Genomic DNA, 18,249 nt, shown 5'->3' with positions numbered 1-18,249 from the left:
GTGGCACCGCGCGGCACCGCGTGGCGGCGCCGCACCGGCGTCAGAACGGCTTGGTCGGCAAGTACTTGCCGTCGAGCGTGATCACCGCACGCGAGCCGCCTTCGGGATCGTCGACCTTCTTCACGTCGAGCCGGAAATTGATCGCGCTGATGATGCCGTCGCCGAACTTCTCGTGAACGAGCGCCTTCAGCGTCGTGCCGTACACCTGCAACATTTCGTAGAAACGGTAGATGGTCGGGTCGGTCGGCACGCGATCGTCGATGCTGCCGCGCAGCGGGATCGTCTGCAGTAGCAGCACCGCGTCGTCGTCGAGGCCGAGCTTGTCGGCGACGATGCGCGCCGCGTCGGCCGGCAACGCATGCTGGCCGAGCAGCGCGGCCGTGACGAACGCTTCGCTCAGGCCCGTGCCCTCGGTGAGCTGCGCGAACGACAGGTTCTTGCGCGCTTTCGCGAGGACGACGGTTTCCGCCAGCGCGTGGCGCGCCGTCTGACTGTGCTGGGACTGGATCATGGTAATGCCTCGTAGTGGAGTGGGAGCGATTCAGGCCGCGACGGGTAGCGTCGCGGGGGTAGCGCGGACGCCGGGATGGTCCGCGAGGGACACGAACCGGCCGGTCGCGCCGTCGTAGGCGTCGATGCAGCCCGATTCGATGTCGTAGACCCAGCCGTGCAGCGCGAGACGCCCTTCTTCGAGCGCGAGCCGCACGGCGGGGTGCGTCTTCAGGTTGGCCAGTTGCGCGACGACGTTCTCGCGCACCATCGAGTCGATCCGCTCGCGCTCGCTGCGGTGCGTGCGCGCCTCGTTCACGACCCGCGCCGAATCGGCATAGCGCAGCCAGTGGCCGACGGCCGGCATGTGATCCATGCACTGGCAGGTCGCGATCGCGGTCATCGCGCCGCAATCGGAATGCCCGCAGATCACGACGTCGGTCACGCGCAGCGCGGCGACCGCATATTCGACCGACGCCGACACGCCGCCCGGCTCCGGGCCGTACGACGGCACGATGTTGCCCGCGTTGCGGATCACGAACAGGTCGCCCGGCTCGCGCTGCGTGACGAGTTCGGGCACGAGCCGGCTGTCCGAGCACGAGATGAACAGCGCCCGCGGGTTCTGGCTGCGCGCGAGATCGCGAAACAGCGCGGCGCGCGCCGGGTAGGCGTCGCGCTGGAACTTCAGGAAGCCTTCGATGATGTCCTTCATCGCGTGTTCTCCGGTGCGGGTGGAATCGATGAAGGGCAGGTTACGCCCGACTTCCGATAACGTAAAAGACTGATTTATGATCCACCGGATAAGCACGACTTATGGGAACCGCCATGCTGCTGCGTCACATCCACTACTTCCTGGCCGTCGCCGAACATCGCAGCTTCACGCGCGCGGCCGCCGCGCTGCACGTGTCGCAGCCCGCGCTGTCGCAGCAGATCCGCCAGCTCGAGGACACGCTCGGCGCGCAACTGTTCGACCGCACCGGACGCGTCACGCGGCTGACCGATGCCGGCGACGTGTATTTCCGCTATGCGCGGCAGGCGCTGCACGATCTCGCGGAAGGCCGGCGTGCGATTCACGACGTGCAGGATCTGAGCCGCGGCTCGCTGCGCCTCGCGGTCACGCCGACCTTCACGAGCTATCTCGTCGGGCCGCTCGTCGAGGCGTTTCACGGCCGCTATCCGGACGTGTCGCTGTCGGTGCGCGAGATGTCGCAGGAGCGGATCGAGGCGCTGCTCGTCGACGACGAGCTCGATGTCGGCATCGCCTTCGAGGACGTGCAGACGGCGGATATCGACGCGCAAACGCTGCTGGTCGAAACGCTCGCACTCGTCGTGAACCGCGGGCACGCGCTCGGCGGCAAACGCAAGGCCGGGTTGCGCGCGCTGCACGACGCACCGCTCGTGCTGCTCACCGCGGAATTCGCGACGCGCACGCAGATCGACCGTTATTTCCGCGCGCACGACGTGCAGCCGCGCGTGCTGATGGAAGCGAATTCGCTCGGTGCGGTGATCGAGATCGTGCGCCGCACGACGCTTGCGACGCTGTTGCCGGCGACGATCGCCGTCGAGCACGACGATCTCGTCGCCGTCGCGCTCGATCCGGCGGTGCTGCGGCGCACGGCCGTGCTGTTGCAGCGCCGGGGCGCGTATCGGAGTGCGGCCGCGCGTGCGTTCGTCGAGCTGGCGCTCGCGCACGGGGCGGAAAGATCGAGGCGGGAAGGCAGCGCGCGTGCGACGCGCAACAAGGCGTCCGGCTGAATGCCGTCATGCGCGACGGCAGGCAACGCCGTCCCGCGCGGACGTCCGGCGTTTCACTCGACCGAAACGCCCGCGTGACGTTGATCCGACGCGCAGGGAACGCGCGTCAGTTGTACCCGAGGATCGCCACCGCCGCGACCTCCGGCCGGTCGATCGCGCCGCCGACGAGCGACGTCGTCGGCTCCTGCAGCACGGCCTGATACGAAGTGACGCGCCCCGCTTCCGGCGCGCCGGCTTCGTCCCGAACCGGTTGATCGAAGGCATCGATGCCGCTGAGGCAGTCGGATTGCGTTTGCATGAAAGTCATCTCCATTCCTTTGCTTTGCTTTGATATGTCGTTGATGGTCTAGCTGGCCTGCTTCAACGCGACCGCCTGCACAGGCGCGCCGTCGTGCGCCGCCTCGGACCGCGCCAGCTGGGCGCGCGTGCGCCGCGTGATGTGGATCACCGCGAATACGACCGGCGCGATCAACAGCCCTTCCGCCAGTTCGGGATCGACCGGCAGGTTCATCACGTGCAGCGCCTTGAACGCCGCGGTCGCGAGCGACAGCACGTAGTACGAAATGGCGGCCACCGACAGCCCTTCGACCGCGTGCTGCAAATGAAGCTGGTTGCGCGCGGTGCGCTCCATGCCGGCCAGGAGCCGCGTGACGTCCTTTTCCTGCGCGAGATTCACGCGGGTGCGCAGCAGGTCGACCGCCCGCGCGATTCGCGCGGCGATCTGTTCGTGGCGCGCCCATACGCTGCGGCAGGTTTCCATCGCCGGCGCGAAGCGCCGCTCCATGAATTCGGCGAGCGTCGGCATGCCTTCGATACGCTCCTCGCGCAACTCCTGAATACGCGCGAGCACGAGCTTTTCGTACGCGCGCGACGCGCTGAAGCGCGCCCCCGATCCCGACAACGATTCGACCCGCACCGCGAGATGCGTGAGCTTGACGAGCAACGCCGCGTCGTCGCCGTCGGCGCCGCTCGCGTCCATCCGCTGCATCAGTGCATGCAGCGCCGCATGGATCTCGTCGAGCTCGCGGCTCATCCGGCGCGCGACGGGCAGCGCAAGCAGCGCCATCATCCGGTACGTCTCGATTTCGTACAGACGCTGCAACAGCCGGCCGCCCTGCTCCTCGCGGAAATCCTCGTCGACGACGAGAAAGCGCATGAAGCCGTCGTCGCGCACGTGCCAGTCGCAGAACACCTTGCCGCCGCCGAGCACGTGGCTGCCGACGAGCGCGGGCCCGTCGATCCAGCGCCGCAGGTCGCCGCACACGCGCCGCGCGGCGTCGCCCGACAGCAGTTCCATCCGCACCGCGACGAAGCGGATGCCGGCCAGCCGCGCGAACCACGCGGCCGGAATGCCGGCGATCGCGCGATCGTCGAAATAACCGGTGTCGCGACGCGGCGCGAGGAACGTGAAGGTCGAGAATTCGGTGTGGCGTTCCCACTTCAGGTACCAGCCGCACGGCGACTGCACCGCATGGTGCGTCGCGCCTTCGTGCGGCGCGTCGATCCCCGTGTCGCGGCACAGCGCATGCAGCAGCGTTTCGTGGATGTCGGGCTGGCCGTCCGCATAGATCGCGTAATGCGTGAGCGACACGGCTTCGGCGAGCCGCAGGAACGGCCGGGCATGCAATTCCGCGGCCAGTGCGGCGCGCAACGGATGGTCGATCATCGATACACCACGCTTCCTTGTTCGGTGCTGCACGCCGGATCAACCGGCCTGAACGCCGCGCCGCCCTGGGGCGAAACACCAGCGTGATCGCACTATGGCAGACACACAGCAACAATAAAAACGCATAATGCTGATCGTTACGTTCAGTTTTCCTGATACCCATGAAGATGCTCGATCACGACGTGCTGGCCACCGTCGTCGCCGTCGCGGAAACCGGCAACATGACCCGCGCGGCCGAGGCCGTGAACCGCTCGCAGTCGGCCGTGAGCATGCAGATCAAGAGCCTCGAAGACGCGATCGGCCGGCCGCTGTTCGTGCGCAAGCCGCGCAGCATCGTGCTGACGCGCGAGGGCGAGGTGCTGCTGGGATTCGCCAGACGAATGCTGGCGCTGCGCGACGAGGCATGGGCGGCCGTGGTGCGGCCGGAAGTGACCGGCAAGGTCGTGATCGGCGTGCCGGACGACTATGCGTCGTCGCTGCTGCCGTCGGTGCTGAAGAAATTCTCCGCAACCTACCCGAAGGTCGAGATCCAGGTGATGGGGCTGCCGAGCAGCGCGCTCGCGCCGCTGATCAAGGAGGGCACCGTCGATCTCGTGTGCGGCACGCGCATCAAGGGGCTGTCGGGCGATTTCATCCGCCACGAGCCGATGGCGTGGGCCGCGATGACGAACGGGCCGCGCGTCTGGGAGGAACGGCCGCTGCCGATCGCGGTGTTCATGCCGGGCAGCGTCGCGCGCGAGAACGCGATCCGCAGCCTCGAACGCGCGAAAGTCCCCTATCGCACGTCGTATGAAAGCCCGAGCCTGCTCGGGCTGCTCAGCATGGTCGAGGCCGGCCTCGCGGTCGCGCCGCTCGCGCGCTGCGCCATTCCCGCGCAACTGTCGATGCTCGGCCGCTCGCACGGGCTGCCCGACCTGCCGCCGCTCGAGCTGATCCTCGCGCGCAGCACCAAGTCGAAACGGCCGCCGTGCGACTTCCTCGCGGAACAATTGATGGAAGACCTGCAGCGGCAGACCGGGCAGACCGGCGACGCGTGAGCCCGCCGGCGCCGGCTCGCAGCAAGGTCAGCGATGGCCGGTCGCGCCATGCCCGGCCGCGCGCAACGCCGCGTTGACGATGCCGGCCACCGTATCGACGAGCGCTTCCAGCGTGTCGCCGTGCACGTGCCGCCCGGCAGGCGGAACGTGCTCGCTGCGCCGGCCGCCCCACTGCGAGCCGGCCGTGACCGACAGCGTCGCGCTGAACCGCTGGCCGTGCCGGCGGCCGAAGATGCCGATACGCCGCTCGGCGACGTAAGCCTGTTCGGGAAGAAACAATCGAATCTCGACCGCCGCTTGATCGGGGTCGGCCGCACACGCGTCCGCATCGAACGCCGGTGCGAATGCCTTGACGATGCGGAACGTCACGTGGGAATCCCACGCGGCGAGCGGCCCGCCGGCCGCGTCGACGCGTTCGGCGTCGACCGACCACTGATGGCGATCGGGCACGCGAATCGCCTGGCGCAACAGCACGTCCGCCGCGCGAACCGTCACCGTCAACTGCCGGGCAAGCTGCCTGCCCGACGGCAACGCCGCGGTATGCGCGCGACGGGCAGCCGGGCGCGCAACACGCACTTCTTCCGTAAGGTACATGGGCCCTCCCTGTTCAGGGGTCGCGCCGCGTTCGACGCAGCGCACAAACGTCCACCATCGCCAGCCGGCGAACAGCACCGCGGCCGGCGAATCGGCGGCGGATTAGCCAAGCAATCGCCGTTCCCGGCTCAGCGTGCGTCGGCCGGGAGCCGCAACCGGCGCGCGATCGGCCCGATTACCGCATCGACTTGCTGCGCGATCAGCGCGTGCAGCGTGAAATCCAGATCTTCCGCGGCGATGTCGAAATGCACGTGGATCACGTTGCGCACCGCGCGGGCGCTGACGACGTACACGCCGAGCGGGGAATGCAGCAATGCGGCAAGCCGGGCGTGCGCGGCCGCGGCGGAGCCGGCCGTCAGCGTGACCGGCAGTTGCAGGCGCGGGCGCGGCGGCGGGAACGGTACGACGTCGCCGGATGGGCCGGCGCGCAACCGGCGGCCGGCGACATCGAACGCGGGAAAGGGATGAATGAAGGTCATGGCGCGGACGGAAGCCGTCCCGGCTGTCAACACGTCCCCAGCTTAGAAGGGACCGTATAAACGCCGTGCAAAAAAACGGTGTGCCCGTGCAAAAAACGGCATGCCGGCCGGGCGCTGGCCCGTCTTGACGACGTGATACGGCCGCTCGGCCGTCGCGCGTGCCCGTCAACCATGACAGGTCGACAGCCGGCGATCCGCCGATACACTATGAGCCGTCCCGACGGCCTCGATCGATGTCACCGATGCCGGCGGCCGGCTTCGATCGCGCACGGCCTGCCGCTTCCCGCCCGCCCCGCGCACCGTCCGCACCTTTCCAAGGAGTTGCACTTGAAGCCCTGGCGCCCTGCGCTGTTCGCCTTCGCCGGCCTCCTGGCCGCCGCATCTTCCGGCGCCCATCCCGTCTGCACGGTCGTCGCCGACGCCGCCACCGGCAAGGTGCTCGTGCAGCGGGGCGATTGCACGACCCGCGTGACGCCGGCATCGACGTTCAAGGTCGCAATCGGCCTGATGGGCTTCGACGCCGGCGTGCTGAAGGACGCGCACACGCCCACGCTCGATTTCCATGCCGGCTACCCCGACTGGGGCGGTGCGCCGTGGCGCGAGCCGACCGACCCGGCACGCTGGATGAAGCTGTCGATCTTCTGGTATTCGCAGCAGGTCACGCAGGCGCTGGGGCAAGCGCGCTTCCAGCAGTACACGAGCGCGTTCGGCTACGGCAACGCCGACGTCACCAGCAACGAGGGCGAACGGCCCGGCGTGATGGGCGCGTGGGTCAATGCGTCGCTACGCATCTCGCCGCTCGAACAGGTCGCGTTCATGCGCAGGATCGCGCAACGGACGCTGCCCGTCAGCGCGCACGCGTACGACATGATCGCGCGCATCACGCTGATCGACGCGCAACCGGGCGGCTGGACGGTACACGGCAAGACCGGCACCGGCTCGCCCGGTATCCAGTACGACGCCGCACACGCATACGGCTGGTTCGTCGGCTGGGCGACGCAGGGTGCGCGCACGCTGGTGTTCGCGAACCTGATCCAGGACGACGCGCGGCAGACGCCGAATGCCGGCCTGCGCGCGCGCGACACGTTCCTCGCGGCGCTGCCGACGCTCGCCGAACCGGCCCGGCCGCAATGAGCGCCGCGCCCCGCAACGCCCGCATCGACCTGCTGCGCGGCATCTCGATCCTGCTCGTGCTGCTGCATCACTTCAACATCGCGTATTCGCTGCGCGACACCGCGCTCGCGCGCGTGCCCGGCTGGGACACGATCCATGCGATCGTGCGCAACGGCAACTACGGCGTGACGATGTTCTTCGCGATCTCGGGCTACCTGATCACGTCGAACGCGCGCCGCCGCTGGGGTAGCCTCGGCGCGCTCGACGTGCGCGCGTTCTACGTGTCGCGCATCGCGCGGATCGTCCCGTGCCTGCTTCTGCTGCTCGCGCTCGTCAACGGCCTCGCGGCGGCCGGCGTGCCGATCTTCGCGAACCACGCGCCGCAGGGCATCGCCGTGTCGTACTGGCTCGTGAATCTGGCGTCGCTCACGTTCTGGATGAACGTGCTGATCGGCGCGTACGGATGGGTCAACTACGCGCTCGGCGTGCTGTGGTCGCTGTCGGTCGAAGAGGTGTTCTACCTGACGTTTCCGCTGCTGTGCATCGCACTGCGTCGCGACACGCGGTTGCTCGCGTTCTGGCTGCTGATCGCCGCGATCGGTCCCGTGTACCGCTACACGCATCCGGGTGACGAAGGCGGGTTCCTCTATGCGTACTTCGCGTGCTTCGACGGCATCGCGATCGGCTGCTGCACCGCGCTGCTCGCCGAACGCGCGCAATGGCGCAAGCTTGCAGCCGCGCCCGTGCAGTGGCTTGTCGCGGCACTGATGACCGCGCTCTATCTCGCGTGGCCGATCGCCGAAAGCCATGTGCTCGGCGTGTCCGCGATGGCGCTCGGCACGGCCGTGCTGCTGATCGGCGCCCATGCGGAACGCGCCCCCGCTCGCGGTCGCCTGCTCGCGCCGCTGCGCTGGAGCGGCCGGCTCAGTTACGAGCTGTATCTGTTCCACCTGATCGTGCTCGGCGCGCTGCGCACGTTCTGGCCGCCGTCTGCCACGCATGGCGACGGCAAGCTGGTGCTGCTCGTCGCATATCTGGCGCTGTCGGCCGGCGTGAGTGCGGTCATCGCGCGCGGCTATGCGACGCCGCTCGACCGCTTCATCAAGCGTGCCGCGTCGCGGCCCGCGGCGCCAGTGACGGACAGCGCGCGCGTGTAGCTTCCCGCACGTCGCGGCGAACAAGGCGGGAGCGGCCAGGGCCACGCGGTATCGCCTGCACGATACCGGCCGGCCCGACCGCAAGCGCCGCTTGCGCCGCGTCGCTCAATCGAGATAGTCCGCGTATTCCTTGCGCGAATAGCCGGCGAGCGTCTGCCACGGCAACGTGTCCCGCCGCGCGGCCGGCGCCGGCGTCAACGTCAGCTTGCGCGTCACGCGGCCGTCCGCGCTGCGGTATTCGACCGACAGCGGCGCCTGCAACCGCTCGCTCCACAGAATCCGGTTCGCGCCGCGCGCGCCGGGCGTGTCCACGGCCTGCTCGTACCAGACGGTGCCGGGCGCGTCGCCACGCTTGGCGACCGCGAGCCGCTTCAACTGCGACGGCGGCGTCACGTAGTACGCGTTGTCCCACGAGCCGTCGAAGCCCGTGGTTTCGTACTCGGCCGGCGGCACGCTGACGACCGTCCGGTTCGCCACGTCCACGTACTCGATGCGGGCCGACTTGCCGTCGTACGTGACGTGCCGCGCGGCGACCTGGAAGTTGAAATGCTTGTGGCCGGCGTGGGCCGCGGCCGGTTTTACCCCGGCGCGGCGGCCCGCATCGTGATCGTGGTCATGACCGTGATCGTCGCCATGCTCGCCACCGGCCGCCGCCGCGGGCAGCACGCGCTCGACCCACACGTGGCCGTCGCGCCGCACCATCCGTTCACGATACAGCGTCGTGCGCGTCACGCCGTCGGCCGTGACCGTGCGGCTTTCGTGCTGCAGCACGGCATCGAGATCGGCGGCGGCCACCGCGGGCAGTGACACCCACCCGCAAGCGAGCACGCAGAGAAGCTGACGTTTCATCGTGACGTCACCCGGCTCAGAAGCCGAACGCCGAGCGCACGAGACCGAACACCTTCGTGTTGTCGATCGTGCCCTTGAACGCCTTCGCGTCCGCGCCGTCGGCGAACAGCATCACGTCGCCGCCGCCGTGCGTCTCCGATCCCGCGCTGCCCATCCGCACGCCGACTTCCTGCAGGTACGCTTCGTTCATCGCGGTGGCCGAATCGACCGACGCGCGCACGTTCGGCCGGTTGGCGCCGTTGCCGAACACCAGCGTCGTGTAGGTATTGCCGTCGGCATCCTTGCTCGGCTGACCGTCGCGATAGTTGCGGCTGATGTCGAGAATCGGGTTGCCGCGCTTCGAATAGCCGTTGATCGTCATCGTGTGGTCGTGGTCGGCCGTCACGACGATCAGCGTATTCGCCAGGTCGACCTTCGACAGCGCGACGCGGATCGCTTCGTCGAACGCCGCCGTGTCTTCGAGCGCGCGCTTCGCGTTGGTGCCGTGCAGCGCGTGATCGATCCGGCCGCCTTCGACCATCAGGAAATAGCCGTTCGAATTCTTCGACAGCACGTCGATCGCCTTCGACGTCATGTCGGCCAGGCTCGGCTGCGTCGGCCCTTCGCCCTTGCCCGCGACGCGATCGAGTTCGTACTCGAGATGACTGGTCGAGCTGAAGAGACCGACCAGCTTGCCGTTGCCGGCCTGCGCGAGCTGATCCCGGGTCGCGACGACCGTGTAGCCCTTCGCCTTCATCTCGTCGAGCAGGTTGCGCCCGTCGGCACGGCCGCGCTTGTTCGACACCGGATCGAACGGCGTCCAGTGGTTGCGGCCGCCGCCCATCAGCACGTCGACGCCGTCGCCGAGCGCCGCGTTGTAGCCCGCGCCGCCGGGCGCGGCCTGCGCGGCGATGTCGTACTGCGCATCGCGATGGCAGATGTGCGAATAGGTCGCGGCCGGCGTCGCATGCGTGAGCTCGGTGGTCGTGATCGCGCCGACCGCCTTGCCGCGCGCCTTCGCCAGTTCCAGCAGCGTCGCGACCGGCTGGCCGTTGCCCGGTGCGCAATGGTTGACGGTCTTGTTGCCGTTGACGTCGCTGCCCGGCGCGACCGCGCGCGTGTCGGACGACATCGACAGCACTTCGTTGTTCATCTTCACGCCGGTCATGTACGCGGCCATCGACGGCGCGCTGTCGGTCGTCTGCGCGTCGTTCGAGAAGGTCTTGACGCGCGCGGTGCGGGCCAGCTTCTCCATCGTCAGTTGCCCCGATTCGCCGACCTTGTAGATCCGGCTCGCGGTCACGGTCGTCGGCCCCATGCCGTCGCCGAGAAAGAAGATCACGTTCTTCGCCTGGCCGGCGGCCTGCGCCGCGCCGCACGCGAAACCCGCGACGGCCAGCGCCGCCGCGATGCACTTGATGGTCGACATCCTGTATTCCCCTGTACCCGTGTTGTCGGCGCTCAAAGCTGCACCGCGTTGCGCACCAGCTCGAAGACCCTGTTGTTCTCGATCACGCCGTGGAACGCATCCGCGCCGCGACCGATCGCACCGAGGAACACATCGGTGCCACCGTGCGTCTCGCTGCCCTTGTCCATTCGCACGACCGCCTCCTGGCGATAGTCGTCGGCGCCCGTCACCGCATCGGTCAGCGCGGTGCCCGCGCGGCTGCCCTGCACGCGGTTCTCGCCGTTGCCGAAGCCGATGATCGTGTACGGCGCGCCGTCCGCGTCCTTCGCGATCGCGCCCGTCTGGTAGCTGCGCAGCACGCCCAGCACGCCGGGCTTGCCCGCTTCCGTCTTGCCGGTGCGCGCCGCATAGCCGTTCAGCACCAGCGTGTGATCGTGATCGGCCGTGACGACGATCAGCGTGTTCGTCAGGTCGGGATCGGTCTTGCGGACCTTGTCGAGCGTCGCCTTGATCGCGTTGTCGAACGCGATCGTGTCCTGCAGCGCGCGCTTCGCATTGGTGTCGTGCAGCGCGTGATCGATCCGGCCGCCCTCGACCATCAGGAAATAGCCGTTCGGGTTGGCCTGCAGCACGTCGAGCGCGCGCGTGGCCATGTCGGCGAGGCTCGGCTCCCTGGTCGCGCCGCGATCGAGGTCGTAGCTCATGTGGCTCGACGCGAACAGGCCGACCAGCTTGCCGCGCTTCGTCGCATCGGCGGCCAGCAGGTCGTCGCGGTTCTGCGCGAACGCGTAGCCTTTCGCCTTCAGTTCGTTGACCAGGTTGCGGCCATCGGTGCGCTTGCCGCCGCCGTCCTTCGGCACGAAGAATTGCGCGCCGCCGCCGAGCACGACGTCGACGCCGTCGCCCAGCGCGCCGTTGTAGCCCGCGCCGCCCGGCACGAGCTGCGCGGCGATGTCGTTCTCGGCATCGCGGTGGCACACGTGCGCATACGTCGCGGCGGGCGTCGCGTGCGTGACGCGCGTGGTCGTCACGACGCCGGTCGCCATCCCGTTCGCCTTCGCGATTTCGAGCAGCGTCGACACCGACTTGCCGTTGTTCGCGCCGCAGTTGCCGGTGAGGCCCGCGCTCGGCTCGATCGCCTTCGTGTCGGGCGACATCGAGATCACTTCGTTGTTGGTCTTGACCCCGGTCATGTACGCCGACATCGACGGCGCGCTGTCCGTCACCTGCGCATCGTTCGAATAGGTCTTCACGAACGCGGATTCCGGCAACGTATCGATCGTCAGCGCGCCGTCTTCACCGACGCCGTAGATGCGTGCCGCCGTCAGCGTCGTCATCCCCATCCCGTCGCCGAGGAAAAAGATCACGTTGCGCGCCGCCGTCTTCACCGGGGCGGGTGTCGAGCTGGTCGGGCCGTCGTCGCTGCCGCATCCGGCCAGCGCAAAGGCGCCGGCACACAGCAGCGCCGCCATTTTGATTCGATTCATGTTGCCGATCTCCCCCGCCGTTGATGCTTTCGAAATGAAAGGCGATGGTAGGAAGCCGATGTGACGGCAAGATGAATGGAAACTGGAAGGATCGGTATGGCTGATGAAAGGATGGAACGAGGCGCCGCGTCCGGGCGCCCCGCGCGACCGGGCTCAGCCGGCGTATGCGGCGGCGGCGCAGCGCACGGTGACGATTCGTGCAGGTGGAAGATTGGCCCAGACGATCCGGCTGCCGCTGGCAACGAATGCCGAGTCGCCGAGCGGATGACGGCCTGGCGGGCGCAGGTCGTAGGTGAATTGAATCATCACGCCGTCGGCCGACAGCACGCGATGGCATTGACCGACGATCGCCGCCACGGCTTCACGGGGCAGCGTGCGCAGCGGCAGGCACGACACGATCGCGTCGACCGTCGCGCCCGGCGGCAGCAACCGCTCGAGCTGCCGTGCGTCGCCCGACACGATCGAGATACCGGGAAAGCGCCGTCGCAGATGCTGCACGAACGCCGGCGAGCGTTCGACGACGACGAGACGCCGGGGCGCGACGCCGCGTTCCAGCAGCGCCGCGGTGATCGCGCCGGTGCCGCCGCCGAGTTCGACGACCAGCCCGTCGCCATCCGGCACCGCGTCGGCCATCTCGCGCGCCAGATGCCGCGAACTCGGGCACAACGCGCCGACCGCGGCCGGCCGGCCGACCCACTCGCGCACGAACAGTGCCGAGACACGCCACGCGTTGGGCCACGTCATAGGCGGGCCTCCGGCGCATGCGCGCGCGGCGGCGACAGGCCGACGACTGCGCGGGACAGGGCTACGGCGACACGGGCAAGGTTCATGCGCATCCTCCTGGGCGAATCGGTCCGCCGCGGGACACGCGACGATCAATCGATTCTAGGAAACGCAAACTTAAGACGACGTGAAGATTGACCCTGATTCTCCTGACCAATTCGTGCCGGATCGGCCGTCGATTGCCGAGCCATCATCGATGCGCTGCCGCGACTGCGCGGGATAACGCGCGTCGACCAACCGGGCCTGCCGCAGCGCCGTGTCGATCGCGGCGCGAGTGCGGTCCTCATGGGTACGGCGGCCGAAATGGGGTCAGCACTTCGGCCGCCATATCGTTGTTCCCGCCGTTCATCGAAACCGTGCGCAAGTGAGCGGTACAGCCCCGCCTGCGAACCGCGCGTCACGCTCGCCGCACGACGCGCGATACACCGTCACCGCAAGTTGGTTCTCGCCAGTTCGACGATCTCGTCGCCGCGCCCGCTGAGAATCGCACGCAGCATGAACAGGCTGAAGCCCTTCGCATGCGCGAGCTCGATCTTCGGCGGCATCGCGAGCTCGTACTTCGACGTGACGACGTCGACCACCGCCGGCCCGTCATGCTCGAACGCGGTGCGCAATGCGTGTTCGACGTTCTCCGAATGCTCGACGCGCACGCTGAAGATGCCGGCGCCCTTTGCGATCGCCGCGAAGTCGGTCGGGCTCAGGTCGACGTTCGTGTCGAGATAGCCGGCCGCCTTCAGCTCCATCGACACGAAGCCGAGCAGGCTGTTGTTGTACACGACGATCTTGATCGGCAGCTTGAGCTGGCGCGCGCTCAGCAGATCGCCGAGCAGCATCGACAGCCCGCCGTCGCCCGACAGCGACACGACCTGCCGCCCCGGATGCGCACCTTGCGCGCCGAGCGCCTGCGGCATCGCATTCGCCATCGACCCATGGTTGAACGAGCCGTGCAGTTGCCGCTTGCCGTTCATCGTCAGGTAGCGCGCCGCCCAAAGCGTCGGCGTGCCGACGTCGGCCGTGAAGATCGCATCGTCGGCCGCGACTTCGTCGATGATCTTCGTCAGGTACTGCGGATGGATCGCGCGGCCCGGCGGCTCGGCCACCGCGAGATCGTCGAGCCCCTTGCGCGCGGCCGCGTAGTGCTTCAGCGCATTCTCGAGGAAGCGCCGCTGCGTCTTGCGCGTGAGCCGCGGCAGCAGCGCCGCGATCGTTTCCTTCACGGTGCCCACCAGCCCGAGCGCGAGCGGCGCGCGATGGCCGAGCTGCGAGCCCTTCCAGTCGATCTGCGCGATCTTCGCGTGGGCCGGATAGAACGGCCTGTACGGGAAATCCGTGCCGAGCATCAGCAACGTGTCGCACGATTCCATCGCGTGATAGCCGGAACTGAAACCGATCAGCCCCGTCATCCCGACGTCGAACGGGTTGTCCCATTCGACGAACTGCTTGCCGCGCAGCGCATGCACGACCGGCGCGCCGAGCGTGTCGGCCAGCGCGACCACCTCGTCGTGCGCGCCCTGCGTGCCGCTGCCGCACAGCAGCGTGACCGCGTCCGACCCGTTGAGCAGCGCCGCGAGCCGGTCGAGGTCGGCATCGGCCGGCAGGATCGCCGGCGGCGCCGCGTCGCTCCACGCGGGCGCTTCGTCCGGGCCGTCGCCGAGCGCGATGTCGCCCGGCAGCACGATCACCGCCACGCCGCGCTCGTCGATCGCGGTGCGCATCGCGCGCGCCAGCACGCGCGGGAACTGCGACGCGTTCGTCACGAGCTCGGCGAAGTGGCTGCATTCGCGGAACAGCTCCTGCGGATGGGTTTCCTGGAAATAGCCGAGACCGATCTCGGTGGACGGGATGTGCGCGGCGATCGCGAGCACCGGCTGGTGATTGCGGTGGCAGTCGTACAGCCCGTTGATCAGGTGCAGGTTGCCTGGGCCGCAACTGCCCGCGCACACCGCGAGCCGCCCGGTCGACGCGGCGTCGGCGCCGGCCGCGAACGCCGCGCTTTCCTCGTGCCGCGTGTGCATCCAGCGGATCGAGCCGAGCTGGCTCAGGCTGAACGACAGGCCGTTCAGGCTGTCGCCCGTCACGCCCCAGATGCGCTCGACGCCCGCTGCCGCGAGCGTCTTCGCCAGGTATTCCGCCATCGTCTGTCTTGCCATGATGCCCTCACAGTTGGGTTGTCGCGACATGCAGCCACTGCCCTGCATCGGCGCATGATAGTCAAGGACGCGAACTGACGTATGAACGGTGCAATCGCGATTCGTTCCGCGCGGCCGACCGACGCGAAACCGGCCGTCCCGCCGCGCTACAGCGGCAACGCATGGGTCGACAGGATCTCCTTGAGCACCATGAACGAACGCACCTGCCGTACGCCCGGCAGGTACAGCAGTTGTTCCGCGTGCAGCCGATTGAAGCTGTCGTTGTCGCGCGTGCGCACGAGCATGAAATAGTCGAACTCGCCGGTCACGACATGGCACTCGACGCACCCCGACACCTTCTGCGCGGCCTTCTCGAACGCGGCGAACGTTTCCGGCGTCGAGCGATCGAGCACGAAGCCGATCACGACCAGCATCCCGGCGCCGAGCGGCTTCGGCTCGAGCAACGCGACGATGCCGCGAATCAGCCCCATTTCCTTCAGCCGCTCGACGCGCCTTAGGCACGCCGGCGCGCTCAGCTTCACTTTCGCCGCGAGGCTCACGTTCGAGATCGACGCGTCCTGCTGCAATTGCCGCAGGATCGCGCGGTCGATCCGGTCGAGCGCCGGTGCGGCGTCGGCCGGCGATGCACTGCTTCGATCTAATTTCATTGCGCAAACCTCGTTTTAGACGAATTGAAATTGTTTATCTTCCGCTCATATCGTCGATAACGTAGGCTGCCGCAATTGATTTCGCAAGCTCATTTCCCGTGCTTCTGCCTATCATTTTCGTCATCGGACCACGGCCTGCCGGCCGCGCCCGAACGATCCGATTTCCGCCTCGTCCCCTGTTCCGGAGCCCCGCCGATGAATCTGCAACGCTTCCCCCGTTATCCGCTGACGTTCGGCCCGACGCCCATCCAGCCGCTCAAGCGCCTGAGCGCGCATCTCGGCGGCAAGGTCGAGCTGTATGCGAAGCGTGAGGACTGCAACAGCGGTCTCGCGTTCGGCGGCAACAAGACGCGCAAGCTCGAATATCTCGTTCCCGACGCGCTCGCTCAAGGCGCGGATACGCTCGTGTCGATCGGCGGCGTGCAGTCGAACCAGACGCGCCAGGTCGCGGCCGTCGCCGCGCATCTCGGGATGAAGTGCGTGCTCGTGCAGGAGCACTGGGTCAACTATGAAGATCCGGTGTACGACCGGGTCGGCAACATCCAGTTGTCGCGGATGATGGGCGCCGACGTGCGGCTCGTAGCCGACGGCTTCGACATCGGCATTCGCCGTAGTTGGGAAGAAGCGATGGAGAGCGTGCGACAGGCGGGCGGCAAGCCGTATCCGATTCCGGCCGGCTGTTCCGAGCATCCCCTCGGCGGCCTCGGGTTCGTCGGCTTCGCCGAAGAAGTGCGCGCGCAGGAAGCCGAGCTCGGCTTCAGGTTCGACTACGTCGTCGTCTGCTCGGTGACGGGCAGCACGCAGGCAGGGATGGTCGTCGGCTTCGCGGCCGACGGGCGCGCGGACCGCGTGATCGGCATCGATGCTTCGGCGAAGCCGGAACAGACGCGCGAACAGATCACGCGCATCGCACGGCATACGGCCGAGCTAGTCGGGCTCGGCCGCGATATCGTCGAACGGGATGTCGTGCTCGACACGCGTTACGGCGGCCCGGAATATGGGCTACCGAGTGACGGCACGCTGGAAGCAATTCGGCTGTGCGCGCGGTTGGAAGGCATGCTGACGGATCCCGTTTATGAAGGAAAATCGATGCACGGGATGATCGACAAGGTGCGGCTCGGGGAATTCGAGCCGGGGTCGAAGGTGTTGTACGCGCATCTCGGCGGGGCGCCGGCGTTGAGTGCGTATAACGGGATTTTTCGCAACGGGTGACGTCGCTTTTCGAGACAGTTCGCACTTAACGGCCCCGGTACCCAAACCGACACACGTATAAATTGAAATGCCGCCGGCAAGCCGGCGGCGAAAGATGCAGCCGCATATCACGTGGCGCACCTGAGGCACTCGATTCGACGTACTCGGATCGTGCTAGTTGCAACGACTCGCGCAATGCAGCAGCGGGCAACGCGCCCGCCTAATTCTGCGTGAGCGGATTTAGCGTCGTGCACAGGAAGCCCGTGCAGTTCTTCGGCGTGAAATAGAACGATGCCATCACCGGCGTGGGGGTGCCCAGAGCCAGATCGCTCAGATAGGCGCCTCCTTGCGCGCCGAACGTGTTGGCCTGCTGCACGAAGCTCGCGCCGGTCGACTGGATCGCGGCCGACTGGTACGTGAAGGTCGGCGACTGCGTCTGGTCCTTCACGTAGATCCACGAGATCGCGGTACCGAATGCCATGCCGCCCTTCGCGCGATAACCCTTCGCCCCTTCGCTGTTGGCCTGTGCAATGAAGTCGTTGACGGTCGACGTCGGCGCCAGCGCGTCGTACGTATAGGTCGCGTTCGACGCGTTATTCTTCATGTACACGTTCGCCTGCACGGCGCCCACCATCAGCGGGCCGAGCAACCAGTAGCCCGACTGGCCCTGGCCGTTCGCCTGCGTGAGGAACGCGTTGGCATCGGCCGGCAGGCTAGTCGTCGTGTACGTGTAGGTGGCGGATGAACCGCCATCCTTGCGATAGAGATCGCCGTACGTGAGCGGCCCTTCGTAGCGGTAGCCGCTCGCCCCCTGCGCGTTGGCCGCATTAACGAAGGACGTCATGTCGGCCGGTGCCGTCTGCAACTGGTATGTGTAGGTCTGCGCGGTGCCATCGTTCACGAAGATCGACTGCGTTCCGCCATTGCCCGCAGTGTAGAAGTAGTCACCCAGATAGCGATAGCCCTTCGCGCCTTCGTTGTTGATCAGCGTCAGGAAGCTCGCCTTGTCGGCCGCGACAGGCTGCGCCTCGTAGCGCCACGTCAGCGTGACGCCGCCCGAGCCACCCGAACCGCCGCTGCCGCCGGAACCCGTGCCGCCCGTGCCGCCGCTGCCGCCGTTGTTGGTCGTGCCCGACCCGCCGGACGCCGCGGGCGAGGAATTGTCGTCGCCACCGCCGCAAGCGGTCAGCGCCAGACAGGTCAATGCAATCAGTGCAACGGCTTTCATCGGGATCACCCTCCGAACGAACAGGACGAACGCAGCCGGTACGCGCGCATCGTGCCGCACGCACCGACCCTCACGAATCGGACACCAGGAATCAAGGCAATCGGCCGGCGGCCCTCGCCGGCCCGGCGACGTCAGTTGACCTGCAGCTGGCCACCGCGGCCCAGCCCGCCCTTGACGTCCTGCGCCTTGTAGCTGCGCAGCGCGACGACCATCTTGTTGTACGCATCGATGAACGCG

18 protein-coding genes are annotated in these 18,249 nt (G+C 67.7%); 5 read left to right on the top strand and 13 right to left on the bottom strand.

Annotated features, from left to right (window positions below; genetic code table 11):
* Positions 1 to 40: 40 nt before the first annotated feature.
* The gene (gene cynS, locus H0X91_RS27415; protein WP_006495841.1) at positions 41 to 511 is read right to left on the bottom strand and encodes a cyanase; all 471 of its coding nucleotides are present in this window, start codon (positions 509 to 511) and stop codon (positions 41 to 43) included.
* A 30-nt stretch (positions 512 to 541) separates the two neighbouring features.
* A complete protein-coding gene (locus H0X91_RS27410; RefSeq protein WP_006485475.1) occupies positions 542 to 1,201 on the bottom strand; it encodes a carbonic anhydrase in 660 nt (219 codons plus the stop codon).
* Positions 1,202 to 1,314: 113 nt separating this feature from the next.
* Between H0X91_RS27410 and cynR the strand changes: the two genes are divergently transcribed.
* On the top strand, positions 1,315 to 2,244 hold the full coding sequence (gene cynR / locus H0X91_RS27405; RefSeq protein ID WP_006495842.1) for a transcriptional regulator CynR: 930 nt from the start codon (positions 1,315 to 1,317) through the stop codon (positions 2,242 to 2,244).
* A gap of 106 nt (positions 2,245 to 2,350) precedes the next feature.
* Here the strand turns inward: cynR and H0X91_RS27400 are convergent, their stop codons facing one another.
* Together H0X91_RS27400 and H0X91_RS27395 are read right to left on the bottom strand one after the other, a co-directional pair.
* On the bottom strand, positions 2,351 to 2,551 hold the full coding sequence (locus H0X91_RS27400) for a hypothetical protein (RefSeq protein ID WP_058902663.1): 201 nt from the start codon (positions 2,549 to 2,551) through the stop codon (positions 2,351 to 2,353).
* A 39-nt stretch (positions 2,552 to 2,590) separates the two neighbouring features.
* On the bottom strand, positions 2,591 to 3,910 hold the full coding sequence (locus tag H0X91_RS27395; RefSeq protein ID WP_196433522.1) for a DUF3422 family protein: 1,320 nt from the start codon (positions 3,908 to 3,910) through the stop codon (positions 2,591 to 2,593).
* 161 nt (positions 3,911 to 4,071) lie between these two features.
* Here H0X91_RS27395 and H0X91_RS27390 point away from each other — a divergent pair, with 161 nt between their 5' ends.
* Positions 4,072 to 4,947 carry a LysR family transcriptional regulator gene (locus H0X91_RS27390; protein WP_006485479.1) on the top strand — a complete coding sequence of 292 codons (876 nt, stop codon included), beginning with the start codon at positions 4,072 to 4,074 and terminating at the stop codon, positions 4,945 to 4,947.
* Between the two features lie 27 nt (positions 4,948 to 4,974).
* Here H0X91_RS27390 and H0X91_RS27385 read toward each other — a convergent pair whose 3' ends face one another.
* Together H0X91_RS27385 and H0X91_RS27380 are read right to left on the bottom strand one after the other, a co-directional pair.
* The gene (locus H0X91_RS27385) at positions 4,975 to 5,541 is read right to left on the bottom strand and encodes a hypothetical protein (RefSeq protein WP_006492966.1); all 567 of its coding nucleotides are present in this window, start codon (positions 5,539 to 5,541) and stop codon (positions 4,975 to 4,977) included.
* 128 nt (positions 5,542 to 5,669) lie between these two features.
* Positions 5,670 to 6,020 (bottom strand): hypothetical protein, encoded by a 351-nt coding sequence (locus H0X91_RS27380; RefSeq protein WP_006495846.1) that lies wholly within the window; start codon positions 6,018 to 6,020, stop codon positions 5,670 to 5,672.
* 327 nt (positions 6,021 to 6,347) lie between these two features.
* Here H0X91_RS27380 and blaOXA point away from each other — a divergent pair, with 327 nt between their 5' ends.
* A complete protein-coding gene (gene blaOXA / locus H0X91_RS27375) occupies positions 6,348 to 7,154 on the top strand; it encodes an OXA-1043 family class D beta-lactamase (protein WP_062910109.1) in 807 nt (268 codons plus the stop codon).
* Positions 7,151 to 8,290, top strand: coding sequence for an acyltransferase family protein (locus H0X91_RS27370; RefSeq protein WP_062910110.1), 1,140 nt, complete (start codon positions 7,151 to 7,153; stop codon positions 8,288 to 8,290). The genes blaOXA and H0X91_RS27370 overlap by 4 nt, the downstream gene beginning before the upstream one ends.
* A 105-nt stretch (positions 8,291 to 8,395) precedes the next feature.
* On the opposite strand, the gene H0X91_RS27365 is transcribed toward H0X91_RS27370, so the two are convergent.
* The 6 genes from H0X91_RS27365 to H0X91_RS27340 all read right to left on the bottom strand — a co-directional run bounded on the left by H0X91_RS27365 (position 8,396) and on the right by H0X91_RS27340 (position 15,593).
* Positions 8,396 to 9,139 carry a hypothetical protein gene (locus H0X91_RS27365; protein ID WP_062910111.1) on the bottom strand — a complete coding sequence of 248 codons (744 nt, stop codon included), beginning with the start codon at positions 9,137 to 9,139 and terminating at the stop codon, positions 8,396 to 8,398.
* A 16-nt stretch (positions 9,140 to 9,155) separates the two neighbouring features.
* On the bottom strand, positions 9,156 to 10,547 hold the full coding sequence (locus tag H0X91_RS27360) for an alkaline phosphatase (RefSeq protein WP_006485488.1): 1,392 nt from the start codon (positions 10,545 to 10,547) through the stop codon (positions 9,156 to 9,158).
* Between the two features lie 32 nt (positions 10,548 to 10,579).
* On the bottom strand, positions 10,580 to 12,013 hold the full coding sequence (locus tag H0X91_RS27355) for an alkaline phosphatase (RefSeq protein WP_058902659.1): 1,434 nt from the start codon (positions 12,011 to 12,013) through the stop codon (positions 10,580 to 10,582).
* 153 nt (positions 12,014 to 12,166) lie between these two features.
* Positions 12,167 to 12,757, bottom strand: coding sequence for a class I SAM-dependent methyltransferase (locus H0X91_RS27350; protein WP_034202873.1), 591 nt, complete (start codon positions 12,755 to 12,757; stop codon positions 12,167 to 12,169).
* A gap of 467 nt (positions 12,758 to 13,224) precedes the next feature.
* Entirely contained in the window at positions 13,225 to 14,946 is a 1,722-nt protein-coding gene (gene poxB, locus H0X91_RS27345; protein ID WP_034178655.1) for a ubiquinone-dependent pyruvate dehydrogenase, read from the bottom strand.
* A gap of 146 nt (positions 14,947 to 15,092) precedes the next feature.
* Complete coding sequence (locus H0X91_RS27340; protein ID WP_058902658.1) at positions 15,093 to 15,593, bottom strand: Lrp/AsnC family transcriptional regulator; 501 nt, start codon at positions 15,591 to 15,593, stop codon at positions 15,093 to 15,095.
* A gap of 195 nt (positions 15,594 to 15,788) precedes the next feature.
* Here H0X91_RS27340 and H0X91_RS27335 point away from each other — a divergent pair, with 195 nt between their 5' ends.
* Positions 15,789 to 16,805, top strand: coding sequence for a 1-aminocyclopropane-1-carboxylate deaminase (locus tag H0X91_RS27335; RefSeq protein ID WP_006485468.1), 1,017 nt, complete (start codon positions 15,789 to 15,791; stop codon positions 16,803 to 16,805).
* A 199-nt stretch (positions 16,806 to 17,004) separates the two neighbouring features.
* Here the strand turns inward: H0X91_RS27335 and H0X91_RS27330 are convergent, their stop codons facing one another.
* Entirely contained in the window at positions 17,005 to 18,012 is a 1,008-nt protein-coding gene (locus tag H0X91_RS27330; RefSeq protein ID WP_006492970.1) for a hypothetical protein, read from the bottom strand.
* Positions 18,013 to 18,249: the final 237 nt, after the last annotated feature.

This window comes from Burkholderia sp. 9777_1386 (genome assembly GCF_015712265.1).
GTDB classification, from domain to species: domain Bacteria; phylum Pseudomonadota; class Gammaproteobacteria; order Burkholderiales; family Burkholderiaceae; genus Burkholderia; species Burkholderia cenocepacia.
Note: the sequence above shows the minus strand (reverse complement) of the source record. Positions and strands in the feature narration are given on the sequence as shown.